Annotated in this window: 13 protein-coding genes and 3 pseudogenes; 11 read left to right on the forward strand and 5 right to left on the reverse strand. The window is 53.0% G+C overall.

Annotated features, from left to right (window positions below):
- Window positions 1-94 precede the first annotated feature (94 nt).
- Window positions 95-748, reverse strand: coding sequence for a hypothetical protein (locus KZH41_RS21070; RefSeq protein WP_263273639.1), 654 nt, complete (start codon window positions 746-748; stop codon window positions 95-97).
- Between the two features lie 220 nt (window positions 749-968).
- Between KZH41_RS21070 and KZH41_RS21075 the strand changes: the two are divergent.
- The 6 genes and pseudogenes from KZH41_RS21075 to KZH41_RS21100 all read left to right on the forward strand — a co-directional run.
- Window positions 969-2,343 (forward strand): annotated as a pseudogene (locus KZH41_RS21075) (transposase).
- A gap of 322 nt (window positions 2,344-2,665) precedes the next feature.
- Window positions 2,666-3,091: a DUF6228 family protein gene (locus KZH41_RS21080; protein ID WP_242151407.1), complete on the forward strand. Its 426-nt coding sequence runs from the start codon at window positions 2,666-2,668 to the stop codon at window positions 3,089-3,091.
- A 34-nt stretch (window positions 3,092-3,125) separates the two neighbouring features.
- On the forward strand, window positions 3,126-3,527 hold the full coding sequence (locus KZH41_RS21085; protein ID WP_263273640.1) for a hypothetical protein: 402 nt from the start codon (window positions 3,126-3,128) through the stop codon (window positions 3,525-3,527).
- A gap of 673 nt (window positions 3,528-4,200) precedes the next feature.
- Complete coding sequence (locus tag KZH41_RS21090; protein ID WP_242151415.1) at window positions 4,201-5,454, forward strand: ferric reductase-like transmembrane domain-containing protein; 1,254 nt, start codon at window positions 4,201-4,203, stop codon at window positions 5,452-5,454.
- A gap of 240 nt (window positions 5,455-5,694) precedes the next feature.
- On the forward strand, window positions 5,695-5,955 hold the full coding sequence (locus KZH41_RS21095; protein ID WP_242151418.1) for a hypothetical protein: 261 nt from the start codon (window positions 5,695-5,697) through the stop codon (window positions 5,953-5,955).
- A 399-nt stretch (window positions 5,956-6,354) separates the two neighbouring features.
- Window positions 6,355-6,435, forward strand: a pseudogene (locus tag KZH41_RS21100) (hypothetical protein); the annotation flags it as partial.
- 86 nt (window positions 6,436-6,521) lie between these two features.
- Here KZH41_RS21100 and KZH41_RS21105 read toward each other — a convergent pair.
- Complete coding sequence (locus tag KZH41_RS21105) at window positions 6,522-7,943, reverse strand: serralysin family metalloprotease (RefSeq protein ID WP_094953897.1); 1,422 nt, start codon at window positions 7,941-7,943, stop codon at window positions 6,522-6,524.
- Between the two features lie 368 nt (window positions 7,944-8,311).
- A complete protein-coding gene (locus KZH41_RS21110) occupies window positions 8,312-8,599 on the reverse strand; it encodes a hypothetical protein (protein WP_242151423.1) in 288 nt (95 codons plus the stop codon).
- Between KZH41_RS21110 and KZH41_RS21115 the strand changes: the two are divergent.
- Window positions 8,507-8,719: pseudogene (locus KZH41_RS21115) on the forward strand (IS5/IS1182 family transposase); the annotation flags it as partial. The gene KZH41_RS21110 and the pseudogene KZH41_RS21115 sit on opposite strands and share 93 nt — an antisense overlap.
- A 269-nt stretch (window positions 8,720-8,988) precedes the next feature.
- Here the strand turns inward: KZH41_RS21115 and KZH41_RS21120 are convergent.
- Entirely contained in the window at window positions 8,989-9,960 is a 972-nt protein-coding gene (locus KZH41_RS21120; RefSeq protein ID WP_263273641.1) for a LysR family transcriptional regulator, read from the reverse strand.
- A 102-nt stretch (window positions 9,961-10,062) separates the two neighbouring features.
- Here KZH41_RS21120 and KZH41_RS21125 point away from each other — a divergent pair, with 102 nt between their 5' ends.
- The 3 genes from KZH41_RS21125 to KZH41_RS21135 all read left to right on the forward strand — a co-directional run bounded on the left by KZH41_RS21125 (window position 10,063) and on the right by KZH41_RS21135 (window position 12,934).
- Window positions 10,063-11,166: an alkene reductase gene (locus tag KZH41_RS21125; RefSeq protein WP_263273642.1), complete on the forward strand. Its 1,104-nt coding sequence runs from the start codon at window positions 10,063-10,065 to the stop codon at window positions 11,164-11,166.
- A 142-nt stretch (window positions 11,167-11,308) separates the two neighbouring features.
- The gene (locus KZH41_RS21130) at window positions 11,309-11,692 is read left to right on the forward strand and encodes a nuclear transport factor 2 family protein (RefSeq protein ID WP_094949823.1); all 384 of its coding nucleotides are present in this window, start codon (window positions 11,309-11,311) and stop codon (window positions 11,690-11,692) included.
- 207 nt (window positions 11,693-11,899) lie between these two features.
- A complete protein-coding gene (locus tag KZH41_RS21135) occupies window positions 11,900-12,934 on the forward strand; it encodes an alpha/beta hydrolase (RefSeq protein ID WP_263273643.1) in 1,035 nt (344 codons plus the stop codon).
- A 9-nt stretch (window positions 12,935-12,943) separates the two neighbouring features.
- On the opposite strand, the gene KZH41_RS21140 is transcribed toward KZH41_RS21135, so the two are convergent.
- Window positions 12,944-13,066, reverse strand: coding sequence for a hypothetical protein (locus KZH41_RS21140; RefSeq protein WP_256589231.1), 123 nt, complete (start codon window positions 13,064-13,066; stop codon window positions 12,944-12,946).
- A gap of 141 nt (window positions 13,067-13,207) precedes the next feature.
- Here KZH41_RS21140 and KZH41_RS21145 point away from each other — a divergent pair, with 141 nt between their 5' ends.
- Window positions 13,208-13,591 carry a nuclear transport factor 2 family protein gene (locus KZH41_RS21145; RefSeq protein WP_263275125.1) on the forward strand — a complete coding sequence of 128 codons (384 nt, stop codon included), beginning with the start codon at window positions 13,208-13,210 and terminating at the stop codon, window positions 13,589-13,591.
- Window positions 13,592-13,598: the final 7 nt, after the last annotated feature.

The following is a 13,598-nucleotide window of genomic DNA, read 5'->3' on the forward strand; positions in this document are numbered from 1 at the left end:
GGTCGAATGCTGCAGTGCTGCATCTTGGAGAGTCAACTTCGGCTACTTGCAGCGTCTGCTCTCGACCGATTCTGTTGAAAACACTCGTACTCGCTTAGCCAAGGTGACCGCCTGCATCAATGAATAACTTGCGGAGTTTTTTTCGAGCCGCCTCTGAAAGACGCGGTGAATAGCGTTGAAACTCTTCTTCGGCTGTGTCGGGCTTGCCGTTCATGGCCAATACAAACGCGTATGCAAGAGGATGTTGTATGTAGTTGTAGAAACCCAGGCCACCAGTCGACAAGTGCTGCTTGACCCGCTCGAAAGCACTAGGCAGGCCGGCTATCGAACGAGCCTCGTTCCAAAACGATTCAGCTTTTGGAATGGCAGCCCGGAGGATATTGGGTGCGCTGGTTGCTATGACATCAGGTCCGTAGCTGTATGAGATATCAAACGCTCGATCTCGCACATCGAAAGTCAGATCAGGTCGTGCTGATTTTGACGTCCTGTGCCATTTGATTTCATTGCCGGAAAGATGGGGAACGAAGTCCAGTGACAGAGCCCATGACGGCGCTAGCGCGCCGCCTTTCCACTGCTCAAGGCGAAAGAGTTGGCGAATGGGAGCATTGACGCTACGAAGCCAGGACAGCGGGCCCTGAACTTCGAACCCTAACGGCTGTAAAAGTAACTCTACGGTTGGCGAAACAATTTCGTGGATTTGATCTATTCGCACTATTTCGAACGTTTTTCCCTGCATCGTCGGCCCCATGCTCAAAAGTAATCCCGATTCGACAACGTCGGTCGTTGGTTCGACCTCAGATAATGGATGGAGTCTTCTTCATCCACATTCGGGAATCAAGGCACACGAAACTTCTCTCGGCGAACTGCCTTTTACATCAGGCAGATGATGAACTGTCCTTTTGCAAAAATAGCTCTCCTGATTGGTCTAAGGCACAATCTGCTCATCGGCCAGCGGGAGAGTACGCAGCATGATGGGACAGTTATCGAGTGGGCAGGATCGGCTGTTTCATTCGTTCAATCTTGAAGACCACATCCCAAAAAAATCATCTCCTGCGTAGCATTGATCGGTGTCTCGATCTGAGCGACCTGCGCCACTACCTCGCCGATTTCTATAGCCCGATTGGGCGTCCTTCGATTGGTCCTGAGCTGATGATCCGCATGCTAGTCGTGGGCTATTGCTATGGCATTCGCTCCGAACGGCGCTTGTGTGAAGGGGCCCATTTGAATCTGAAGTATCGCGGGTTCTGCCGGTTGAGCCTTGAGGATGAAGTACCTAATCACTCGACGTTTTCCAAGAATCGACACGGCCGTTTCCGGGACAGCGATCTGTTTCGCTGGCTGTTGAATGAAGTGTTGCGTCGCTGCATGAAAGCAGGTCTGGTCAATGGGGAAGGCTTTGCCGTGGACGTCAGCATCATCAAGGCAGATGCGAGTCGGCAGCGCGGCGTATCTGGTGATGAGGAGGTCAACTGGAGCGACCCATCGCTCAGTACGCGTGCCGTACGTGAGTACCTCGAAGCACTCGATGAAGAGCCGCTGGCTGAAGTACTTCCCAAGCGCTTATCGCTGACTGATCCTATATCCCGTTGGACGGCCGCCCCGGGCGGCCCAGCGTTTTTCGCCTACTCAACGAACTACCTGATTGATGTCGAGCATGGCGTGATCATGGACGTAGAACTGACACCGGCTCATCGAACGGCCGAGGTCGAGAGCACCAAAACCATGATTGATCGAGTAGAAGAGTTGTTCGACATCAAACCGGATCGCTTAATCGGCGACACCGCTTATGGCACAGCACCGATGTTGGCCTGGATGGTGGAAGAGAAAGATATCGAGCCACATGTGCCGGTGTGGGATAAAACCGAGCGAAAGAACGACAGTTTCTCCAGCAACGATTTTCACTGGAATGAAGAGGCGCACGAGTATCGCTGCCCGTCCGGCAACGTACTGCGCAGCGAATGGCGAGCTTTCAAGAACGAACGCTCGCACCTCACTAAAGCCAACACCATCATCTTCCGATCCAGACAAACCGACTGTGCGACCTGTCCGATGAAAGCCAAGTGCAGCCCGAAAACTTCGGTTCGTAAGATCGCCCGTAGCGTTCATGACGCGGCTCGTGATGTGGCTCGGCGAATCGCGAAGACGCCGGAATATGTGCGCTCTCGTCACGAACACAAGACGGTCGAAATGTTGTTCGCCCACCTCAAGCGCAATTTGAAACTGGATCACTTGCGACTACGAGGGATGAGTGGCGCGACCGATGAGTTCACGTTAGCGGATGCGGTACAGAACCTGCGCCGACTGGCCAAACTTACACCTCAAGGGGCACCCGCCACAGGGTAGGTACGCCTGCTTCAAGCAAAAACCCTCAAATCAACCCACTGACAAAGCAGCAACGGTCAACGAAGTACCGAAAAACCACTTAATAGGTTCTTTGATGAGGCCAAGCTCAACGTCACGTTTCCTGAAAAATCGACTTTTTCAATAGAATCGGCCGGTAGTAGCCTGTCATGAAGCGCTGCTACCGGCCGGGAACAGCCATTCAGTAAAGAGTGGCTGCGAGGTCTGATGGGAGCGGGTCAATCGTCGCATTGCCGCCTGTGATTGACGCGCATTAAACATGCTAACTAACCTTTGAATATTCAGCGCGTGCTTGATTAGTATCGTGCAGTTCATCCCTGATAACGGTGCAGTAATGTCAGCAGAAATAAGGCAACAGGATGGGCTGAGACTGACCATCATGCCATGCCCAAGCGGCCGGACCGGCTGCATCGTGGTTCGTCTCGCCGGTACGGCTCTGCACGCAGAAATTACATCGGAAAGAATTTGCGCATCGGATAACCGGCATCCACTTGACGAGTTCTTCGCCTCGGTAGTACTGCTTGAAGAAGGGGACTCGCAAGACTGGCTATCCGAAAGCCAAGATTTAGCTTTCTCCATTTGCCTGGACCCCGCCTTTGCGGGGTTCGTTTTCCTGCGTGTCTACTTGGGCTCTACTTCAGATGACGACTGCGATTGGCAGATAAATGGGTCTTTGTTGGTCACCCCCACCCAAGTCGAGACTTTTGCCAAAGAATTGTCCGCTATTTAATGACGTAGGCGAACTCAAAGGAATTGAACCGCAAATGAGCAAATTGCGCTGCAAATGTGGGCATGTAATTGTCGATCAGACGGACAGCTTGCCCTATAAGGCGAGCCTGCTTCGCGACGAGGCAGAGAACGCATTTTGGGATGAGGTGCATCAAGCACTCAAACCCTTAATGGAAGCTGCCGAGTCGGGAGACCAGGTCAAGATAGCTGATGCATTTAGCGAGTTATCACCATGGGTTAACGCTACTGAAGAACTGGAAAGCCGGATATACAGCATCCACGCTCACCGGATGTCAGCTGTTTACGAATGCTCGATGTGTGGGCGTCTTTGGGTACAAAAGGACGGCAGTAGCCAATTTGCTTCATATGTTCCGGAGGAAGGCGGATATGGGGCGATCTTGTCAGTGGCATCAGGAGATTCTGAGAACGTCGATTAAGCGCTCGCCTTGGATCGTAAACGGACAAAATCGAAGATTCGCTGGTTTCATCGCCCTATGGGCCAGGCACTCCAGGCTAGGAAAACGCATCGGTTGATGCGTTTCTCGATGCGGCGGCTTCGTGGGGAGCGTCCGGACATTATAAAGGCGATGGCGTTGTTTTAATGTTCACCAAGTCGTGAGCCCGTAATAGATCAAAAATGCCTCTATGCCATTGACCTTCAATCAACGTTTCAAAACATCACAAGAAAAAGCGCCCTCGTCTCCAGCCATCTTTGCGCCTCCAACGCCGTCCCGCCGCGCGATGCCCGACATCATTACTCTGAGGGGATAGAACCTATTTAAGTCTGATGCGTGTGCTCGCGCCCGTTGGGTCCTGGCAGTCACTCGCTTACGTCTGCATTCGACCCCAATCTGCCCTTTACGGAGGGCAGCAATTGCCCAATAAAAAAGCAAAGAGGACATGTTGGTCTAAGTGTTCAGGAAACACGTAGGGATGCCCAGTATGCAGAGTGGTGGTGTGTACGAGCGGACTCATTTGGTTTTTCGCCCTGATCATGACTGAGGTCATAGCCCTGTTTCAGCGTTCTGCTAGGGTCTGAAGCCCCTGAAAATTCCAAGGAAGGTGAGATTTCAGTCTTTTAACACCGGATTGATAATTGGAGCATTCGCGTTGAAAGCCTCGCACTGCATACTCGCCATCTTGCTGATTACAGCAGCACTGCTGCTGATAGACATACCTGTCGATACTTGGCTGACGTCAGCAACCCTTAGCTTGATTCTCGGGACTAGCGCACTGGTTTACATGGCAGCTGCCTGCCTGCTGGCCAGTCGCTGGGGCGTAATTGAGAGTCTGTTTGGCGGCCTGGATCGCGTCTATGAGGCGCACAAGTGGCTAGGCATATGGGCGCTCGTGTTTGCCTCATATCATTTTGTGTTCAAGGCGAATCTGGATGTTTGGAACAGCGTGCCTATCCTGGAACTACCCAAATACTGGACGCGACTGGTACGCCAGTTGAGCTATGTCGCACTGGGTCTGATCGTGCTGCTGGCGCTGAACCGCAACATTCCTTACCGCCTATGGCGATGGTGGCACAAGCTCTCCGGCCCATTGTTCCTGATCGTGATCTTGCATTGGCTCAGTTTCAAATCGCCGATCACCCTGCTCAGCCCCTCGGGTATCTGGTTGACGCTGTTCTGCGCACTGGGCGTGCTCGCCGCCCTCTACAAGCTGGTGCTCTATCCATTTGTTGCCCGTGCGGGCGAGTACCGGGTGACAGCCGTGAATAGAGTCAATGAAGCACTGCATTTGACACTGGAGCCGATCCATAAAGGGTTTGACTTCAAAGCTGGGCAGTTCGCGTTTCTGGCAATGCAGCAAAAGGGTCTGCGCGAGCCACACCCTTTCACGATAGCCAGCGCCAACGGTGCGAATGGGCAGATTGCGTTCATGATCAGAGGGCTGGGGGATTACACCAAAAAGCTGTGCGAGTGCGCAAAAGTCGGAATGTGCGCGACGCTCTATGCCCCTTACGGACGCTTTAAACGCGCCTCTGAGGCCGAGCGGGAAATCTGGATCGGCGCAGGTGTGGGCATTTCGCCTTTTATTTCTTGGTTGCAAGATCCAGACGCAAAAGACTTCGAAAAAGCGACGCTGGTCTATTGCTTCACGCCCTCGCGCGCTTTCCCTGCGCCCGAGGAGTTGCAAGCCATGACTAAGATGCGCGGGGCACAATTCGTTCGTAATGTCGGTGGCATCGAACCGTTGGCCGAAACCTTGCGCCAAGCGGTGACTCAAACCCAACCACACAAGATTCACATCAGTTTTTGCGGCCCCAAAGGTTTACTGGCCAAGGTGCATGAACTGATGGATATCAACCGGATCCCGAAAGCTAATCTGCACTTCGAACTCTTCGAGTTCCGTTGAGTCTGCGCGGTGCAACCTACTCAATGGCCTCAGGTTGTGTCGCCTCATTTGACCGGCTTGCTTGGCTGGCTTAATCAGTTGTCAATGGCAGCAATGGGTCGATTGCGGTCAGTGGTGACTGACAGCTTTCGACCCGAAGCCACCGATCAAAAAGGGCGGTAATTGGCCAGATGCGGCCCTTCCTTAAATCTCAAAATGCGTTTACAAACCAGATACCGGCACAAGTTTAGGCGAGACGGCATGACACTCTCCAAAGGCAATATCATAAAGCTGATCAATGTTGACCGAGCAACGGTAGTGCTCTCTGATTGGTTGAACTCTAGGGAGGCGGCTCCTGGAGATATCGCCGAGGTAGAAGAAATTTCAATGGGTGAGGCTGGATGTATCGTTCGCTTGCTGTGCGAGCCACATGCAGGATTTATCGAATGGAGAGCCTCATATTTTGAGGCTGGGTTGACCTATGAGATGCTTCGTAGCAATCCCAATGACTTCTCCTCTTGAATGTCCTCAAGACCGATTTCTAGCTGTCACCACCGTCCGCTATGGGTCGGAAGCAGCCCTTCGTGGGTGGTTGCTTGCGGCCGAGACAGTGTAAAAACGCATCCACCGTACTTAGATCTGCAACGTTAAATCTGCCAACCTTAATCAGTCACAGGAGCGTTCGAGGCTGGGTTTATCTCAGTTATCTTGTGAGGAAAGTAATGGAGGCTCTTCAACGTGCTCCCATTCCAAGTACCACTCGTATGTTTCGTTGTCAGCCTTGAATTCATGTTTAACAGTCCAGCCAAGCTCCCCTAGCTTTTGAGCTCTGTGAGAGGCATGTGTCTTAGTCAGTCTCGGCGCTTTCATAAATGTCATCGCGTGTATGATTGCTGGAGATTTTAACGCAGGTATTGCCTGATGAAACGCTTCATTCAAGGCGAATATCGCGGTCAAAGCACCTTGCTCCCCGAGAGCCTCGACGATTACGTCAGCAGTTCATGGGCGACCTCCGAGTGCTGGCGGATAGAACATCTATAACCCGTCAGCTGGAGGTCTAATTTCTAAGACTGCAAAACAGCGATGGCTTAAGCGATGATATCAGTCGTCGCGGCCTGCCCGATCGTACCGACTGCAAAGCTCACCAGGCCACTGCCAGTGAGGTCGATCATCAGACTGCTCTGATTACTCTCTTGGAAGTAGGTCAGGATGGCGTCGCCGGCATGACCTGTGAAGCTGCTCACGAAGTTCAGCGTCGCGCTGGCCGACGAGAACGCGGCAATGCCTGACAGATCTATTTTGTCTTGCCCTGTGGTGAAGTCCATGATCCAGGCAGGCGCTGTCATCGTCGAGTCGCTAGCTTGGCCGAACACAAAAGTGTCTGCCCCGGCACCGCCCCACAAGGAATCCCCACCGCCACCCCCATAGATGATGTCGTTCCCGGCACCGCCTTCAAGAATGTTGGCCGCCAAATTACCAATCAAGAGATCGTTGCCAGCGCCTCCGATCGCGTTTTCCAGCGTTACACCATGAGCAATAGATACGTTACCCACCAGGCCGCCCACATCGGAGAACGAACCTGCATTGAGGTTGATTTTCTGGTTCTGGCTGAAACCGGAGAAGTCCAGGGTGTCGTTACCACCGCCATCCCACACCGAAAACACCAGTTTGTCGCTGGATGCGGTCGCCGTGTAATAGTCGCGCTCGGTGTTCGAGTTGAACCCGTAAACGGTGTGGTCACTGCGGGTATCCAGGTTCGCCCCGTAGAGCTTCTGGATCGCCACGATGTCATCCATTAACGGCGCTGACGAATAAGTACCACTGAAATTCTGCTGGGTATTACTTTCGCTCCAATAACTCATGAGGCTATAGCCACGCGTGTCCTCAGCATAAGTGACATCGTTGTACGTCGGGTTGCCGTTTCCAGCGTTGTAGTTGCCGGGGTGAGACAACCCCAGGGAGTGGCCAATTTCGTGGGTGAGCGTTTGCCGGCCGTAGTTACCGTTGTCCGGCGTGGTGTTGACCTGATACTGATCATTGACCCAATACCAGGACTGACCGTCACGTGAACCACCGGTTGGCAAGTACGCGAAGGCTGCACCGCCGGTATAGTTGCTGTAGTTGCCAAACGTCAGGTGACCATCGGCCCCGCCAGGGGTGTCAGCGAAGGTCACATTGGCAACATCAGACCAAGACTGCAGAGCGAGCACTGTCTGGGCCTTTTGCATTGCATTGAACTCACTGAAATTACCCAGGTTCGGGTTGAAGTCAGCGGGCTTGGAGGTCAGAAATGTGTAGCTGAGGCTGATTTTTCCGTCCCCGTTCTGATCGTGCCAGCTTGCGCCTTTACGCAGTAATTCGTCCGCAGCCTGGTCGGCGGTGAACGAAGGCTTACCATTCACCAGAACAGGCCCGCCACGGTCATACCCATGGTGAAAACTATTGACCTGCTCGTAAGCCTTGCTGGTCTGACTGGTAGTAAATACTTTATTCTCTTTTAGTTTTGACATATACGTCCTTGTGAATCACTAATGAAGAACCCATGAATGGAGAAGGCTCTTCTGAAAAAATCAATTTTTTACATTGTTGGCGGGGGCGTGATTGATGACTTAGCGCTGAGCTGAGTTATTAATGTTGCCCCGAGCATACCAAAGCATTATTTAAAGTGTTTAGTTTGAGTTGATCACCGTTTAATTATTTCTAAGTGGTTGTGGTGTCGTGAGACATAGGCGCTAGCGTTTGAGCACGAGATAAATGCTTTAAAACGTCATTATCTCTACCCGAAGAGCAAGATAACAGCCATGCACGAGGCTTGGGTGGCTGTTGTCAATTTCTAACCTGCATTGTCCCTGATATCTGGGGCAGAGCATCGATCAGACTAAATTCTCGTTATAAAATGATCGGTTTGGTACAAAGATTTGATAGCTGGATTCAGTGTGATACGTCCGTACGGGTAGCGCTGCTCACCCACTTTTTTATCAACCAGCCTCAGCACAACACCTACATGCTCAAAACGAAACACCCCCTGAATTAATAGAATAACTGCACCATTTGAAACGAGAGGTATAAAGCCAGACTGAGCAACGCGCCGGACATGAGGCGAGTCCGCAAGCGCAAGGTCGAGCATCCCTTCGGGATACTCAAACAATGGAGGGGCGCCACGCATTTCCTGACACGAAAGCTGAACGGAGTAAGTGCGCAGATGAGCTTGAACGTACTCGCCTACCTGAAGCGGGTCATGAAAACTCTCGGCACCCGCTGTTTAATGAAGGCGCTGTCGGCCTGAAGAGGTCTTTATTTTGGCCACCCAGCACGGTAGAAGTGACGTTGGGGCTCCCAGGCCCTAGTGATGACCCGCAGGACTTTTTGCGAGCAATTACTCAGCTAACAGCCTTCTGCGCTACGCGCCGACAGTGCATCAGCGCGCTTTTACACACGCTGGGCCAAAAGTGGACATTACTGACTATTCATAGTCTTGGAATTTCAAAAAACATGTTCTAACTTTATGTGTGCTAATTACTCAATATTTCTAAACATGCTGCAGTGGATGTTAAATCATAACTTTCCCACCTCATTAGCACTGCGCATGAAATCAACAAACGCACGCAGCTTGCCTGGCATGTGTTTACGATGGGGGTAGTAAAGATGAAACGCATCGTCCATGCCGCTGTGCGGCTTCAATATCTGGCTAAGCGTACCGTTTTCTAACGCTTGCTTCGCGAAGTCCTCGAAAACGAAACCAATGCCTTGGCCTTGTATTGCCGCATCAAGGACGGATCTCATTTCGTCAAAAATAAAACGCCCTTGAACATCGATTTGAACCATTTGCCCGCCATCTTCAAACTTCCATTCAAAGAATCTTCCGCCAACTGAATACCGCTGGCGAATGCAGTTGTGCTTCAGCAGTTGCTCCAGCGTCTGAGGCTCAACCCGCGTGCTGAAGTAATCCGGCGCCGCCACCACAATTCTTTTTTGTGCCGCTCCCAACGGTACCGCGACCATGTCGTTTTGCACTCTTTTCCCCATGCGCATGCCGATATCGAAACCGGCATTAACGATATCGCCAAGGTGGTTATCCAGTGATACCTCGACATTAATCAGCGGGAATTTTTCCATGAAGGCGGTTAGATGCGGTTCGATCAAGATGCGGTATGCAACGTACGAAAAGTTGAGGCGCACTGTGCCAGAGGGTTGATCCGTCGCGAGCAAGACTTGTGACAAGGAGTCTCTGATCAAAGCAAGCGCAGGTGCTAATGCTGCGTTCAATGACGCGCCGGCCTCGGTCAGGCTGACACTGCGTGTTGTTCGATTGAATAGCCGTACATTGAGTTGCGCTTCCACACTTTTGATCGTGCGAGATACCGCAGTTGGCGTGACACCGATTTCTGCGGCGGCGCGAGCGAAGTTCAAATGTCTGGCGGCAGCCTCGAAGGTTAAAAGACCGGGAAAATGCACCGGCGGTAAAGGAAGTGAACCCTCTATGCCCTCAGCGCGCGTCGGGCGCTGCATTATGACTTTTTTGCTCATACTGTATCCACGCCTATGACTATTTACGTCACTATCATTGACCTCCATAGTTGATACAGCAAGGAGTTTCATCCGGCAGAACAGTTATCACGAGGAATCACAATGGCACTCAACAGCCCATCAACGGATCTTTTCACGCCAATGACTTTAGGTGCCTTATCTCTGGCTAACCGCATTGTCATGGCCCCGTTAACGCGCAGCCGCATGGGGCCAGAAGGCGTACCCAACGAAATGCACGCTCGCTACTACGCACAACGTGCCAGCGCCGGTCTGATCATTAGTGAAGCGACCAATATTTCTGCGCAAGCGCGGGGGTATGCATTGACGCCAGGCATCTGGACTGAAGAGCACGTAGCAGGCTGGAAACTGGTAACAGATGCGGTGCATGCCGCTGGCGGACTTATTGTTTGCCAACTGTGGCATGTGGGGCGCTTCTCGCATGTGGACCTGCAGCCCGATGGCACGGCACCGGTAGCGCCCTCGGCGATTAAAGCCGAAGGCCAGACCTTCACTGAAAAGGGAATGATGGACGTCTCCATGCCGCGAGCGCTGGAAACATCCGAGATCCCAGGCATTATCGAGCAGTACCGACACGCCGCTGCATGCGCAAAACGCGCCGGCTTTGATGGTGTTGAAGTGCACTCTGCCAATAGCTATTTGCTCGATCAGTTCCTGCGCGACTCTACCAATCAGCGAACCGACCAATATGGTGGTTCGATTGAGAATCGCGCACGACTCACGTTGGAAGTAACCGCCGCAGTCGTCGAGATCTGGGGTCATGCCCGCGTTGGCATTCGCCTGTCTCCCGTGACGCCAGATGCCGGCAACACGCCCTTGGACAGCCAGGTAATGCAAACCTATGGCTATCTGATTGAACAACTGAATCGCTTCCAGCTCGCCTATATGCATTTTGTCGAGGGCGCTACCACTACGTCACGCACTGTTCCCGAAAACGTAGATCTCGATGCGTTACGTGCACGGTTCAAAGGCCCCTACATCGGCAACAACAATTACGACATCGAACTGGCCGTTACCCGCCGTGCTGAAGGCAAGGTCGATGCAGTGGCTTTTGGTCGCCCGTTTATTGCTAATCCGGATTTGGTGCGTCGATTAAAAGAAGGTGCAGAACTCGCTGTTGCGCCACGCGAAACCTATTACGGTAACGGCGCAAAGGGTTACACCGACTGGCCTACGCTTGCTGGATAAGCCAACTGGGCAACACTTCAAAAGTGAGACCTTGGGCCCCAGCGGTGGACGCCGCTGCGGAGGGTCGCAGGGGTTGATCTGAATGCCAGCCAAACGTGGCCGTTTTTTAACATGACTCGAATTAACAACCAGGAATACAAACATGAACAAACCTACTTATGTGCCGGAATATCAAGCCATCGTCGAGGTACTGAACAAATACAACGAAGGCTGCAAGCAGGCCAAAAGCAGCATCATGAAGCCAGCTTTCAGTGAGCAAGCAACGATGTTCAGCGTCGATGGCGACGGTAAACTGACCGGCGGCCCGATTCAGACATTGTTCGATGGCATTGACAGCACGTTCCGCCCGTCTCCTGAAGCTCAAGGTGTAATCGTCAACATCGACATCGTAGGCACCGCTGCCAGCGCGCGCATCGACACCAATGACGTATCGGGCTTTTGCTTTACAGATTTCTTCAACCTGCTGAAAGTCGATGGCAAGTGGACGGTCGTCAGCAAGATCTTCCACACCCACGTCGCGCCTTGAATATCTACCTTCCTTGAGCACGCGGCAGATGAGGCTTTGAACCCTATCTGTCGTGTTTTTCTTTGCAGCCGAGCGGCGCTGCAACTGTGCGTCCGGCACACCGCCTGAAATCCGCTGACTTCGATCGCCTGACCCCAGGCGTAACAACGTAATAAAACAGGCCGCTATTTAATGACGCACACACTCAGGCGATAAAAAGGAAACATCATGAAACCTCTCACCTCCGCTTTCGGCCTTTCCGTCGTGGCCCTGTCGCTTGGTAGCGCCTCTGCAGTCGAACGGCCCGGCGTCGAACGCAATGTAGCAAAATTCTTGCAGTCCCTTGAGGGCGGCCAGACGCTCGACAGCATGTCGCCGACCGATGCCCGCGCCGCGCTGGCGGGTGCCCAGGCCGCCCCCAACGTGGCCTTGCCGGCAGCTGAGGTCAGCGAGAAGACAATTCGTGTCAATGACAGCGACCTGAAACTGACCATCGTGCGCCCGGCCGGCAGCCAACAGAAGACCCTGCCCGCGTTCATGTACTTCCACGGCGGCGGCTGGGTGCTGGGCGACTTCCCAACACACGAACGGCTGGTGCGTGACCTGGTGGCGGGCTCTGGCGCAGTGGCGGTGTTCGTTAACTACAGCCTGTCGCCTGAGGCGGGATACGGCGTTGCCATCGAGCAAGCCTATGCCGCAACCAAATGGGTGGCCGAGCATGGCCAGGCGATCAACGTCGACGGCAAGCGCCTGGCCGTAGCGGGTAACAGCGCAGGTGGCAACCTGGCCGCAGCTGTTGCCCTGATGGCGAACGAGAAAGGCTCACCTGCACTGCCTTCGCAGCTATTGCTGTGCCCGGTAACGGATGCAAACTTCGATACGCCGTCGTACAAGGAGTTTGCCAACGGCTACTTCCTGACCAAAGACCTCATGGTGTGGTTCTGGGACAACTACACAACCGACGCCGAGGCACGCAAGCAGATTTACGCATCGCCGCTGCAGGCGACGCCCGAGCAGTTGAAAGGCTTGCCGCCGACGTTGATCCAGACTGCTGAATTCGATGTCCTGCGCGATGAAGCCGAAGCTTACGGCCGCAAGCTCGACGCTGCGGGTGTGCAGGTGAAGTCGGTGCGCTACAACGGCATGACTCACGATTTTGGGCTATCGAACGCGTTCAACCATCTGCCGGCAGTGCAAAGCGCGATCGCGCAAGCATCGCAAGAACTCAAAACGAACCTAAGCCAGTCACTGCAAAACCAATGAACCCGCAGGTCACGGCAACGCTGCGGCATTCATGACAAAAAGCACGCCACTCATTTCATCGCGAAGCAACAGCGGCACAGAGTGTCTGGCGATGTCGCTGCGTTTTTTTTGCAGCTGAACATTAATCAACATATGCAACGCTTAGTTAGGAGCAACTAAATGAAAACAACTGTTCTCAAGGCGTTATTTTTCATGGCAATGGTTACGGGCCTAAGCGCGACGGCTCAAGCAGAAGAACTACCGCGCGGTCACCACGCTATCAGTAGTAAAGCCATGAGCAACCCTACCTATGTACAAGAATACCAAGCCATCACCGAAGTGCTAAGCAAGTACCTCGAGGGCTGCAAGCAAGCCAAGAGCAGCATCATGAAGCCCGCATTCAGCAAGAATGCAACGATGTACAGCGTCGGCGCCGATGGGCAACTGGTAGGCGGCTCGATTCAAAGCCTCTTCGATGGGATCGACAAGGATTTCCGACCCTCTCCTAACGCACAGGCCGCTATCACCAGCATCAATATCGTCGGTACCGCGGCGAGTGCTCGCATCGACGCCAACGACATGTCAGGTATTTCCTTCACAGACTTGTTTCATCTGCTGAGGGTCAATGGCAAGTGGACTGTGGTTAGCAAGATTTACTACACACATCCAAATCATTAAATCCTGT

It is taken from the genome of Pseudomonas sp. YeP6b, assembly GCF_025642995.1.
Taxonomy (GTDB): domain Bacteria; phylum Pseudomonadota; class Gammaproteobacteria; order Pseudomonadales; family Pseudomonadaceae; genus Aquipseudomonas.

Coding starts and splice junctions, on each gene's coding strand:
- KZH41_RS21070 (WP_263273639.1), bottom strand. CDS start 748: ATGGGGCCGACGATGCAGGGAAAAACGTTCGAAATAGTGCGAATAGAT.
- KZH41_RS21085 (WP_263273640.1), top strand. CDS start 3,126: ATGAGCAAATTGCGCTGCAAATGTGGGCATGTAATTGTCGATCAGACG.
- KZH41_RS21095 (WP_242151418.1), top strand. CDS start 5,695: ATGACACTCTCCAAAGGCAATATCATAAAGCTGATCAATGTTGACCGA.
- KZH41_RS21105 (WP_094953897.1), bottom strand. CDS start 7,943: ATGTCAAAACTAAAAGAGAATAAAGTATTTACTACCAGTCAGACCAGC.
- KZH41_RS21110 (WP_242151423.1), bottom strand. CDS start 8,599: ATGCGTGGCGCCCCTCCATTGTTTGAGTATCCCGAAGGGATGCTCGAC.
- KZH41_RS21120 (WP_263273641.1), bottom strand. CDS start 9,960: ATGAGCAAAAAAGTCATAATGCAGCGCCCGACGCGCGCTGAGGGCATA.
- KZH41_RS21125 (WP_263273642.1), top strand. CDS start 10,063: ATGGCACTCAACAGCCCATCAACGGATCTTTTCACGCCAATGACTTTA.
- KZH41_RS21130 (WP_094949823.1), top strand. CDS start 11,309: ATGAACAAACCTACTTATGTGCCGGAATATCAAGCCATCGTCGAGGTA.
- KZH41_RS21135 (WP_263273643.1), top strand. CDS start 11,900: ATGAAACCTCTCACCTCCGCTTTCGGCCTTTCCGTCGTGGCCCTGTCG.
- KZH41_RS21140 (WP_256589231.1), bottom strand. CDS start 13,066: ATGTTGATTAATGTTCAGCTGCAAAAAAAACGCAGCGACATCGCCAGA.
- KZH41_RS21145 (WP_263275125.1), top strand. CDS start 13,208: ATGAGCAACCCTACCTATGTACAAGAATACCAAGCCATCACCGAAGTG.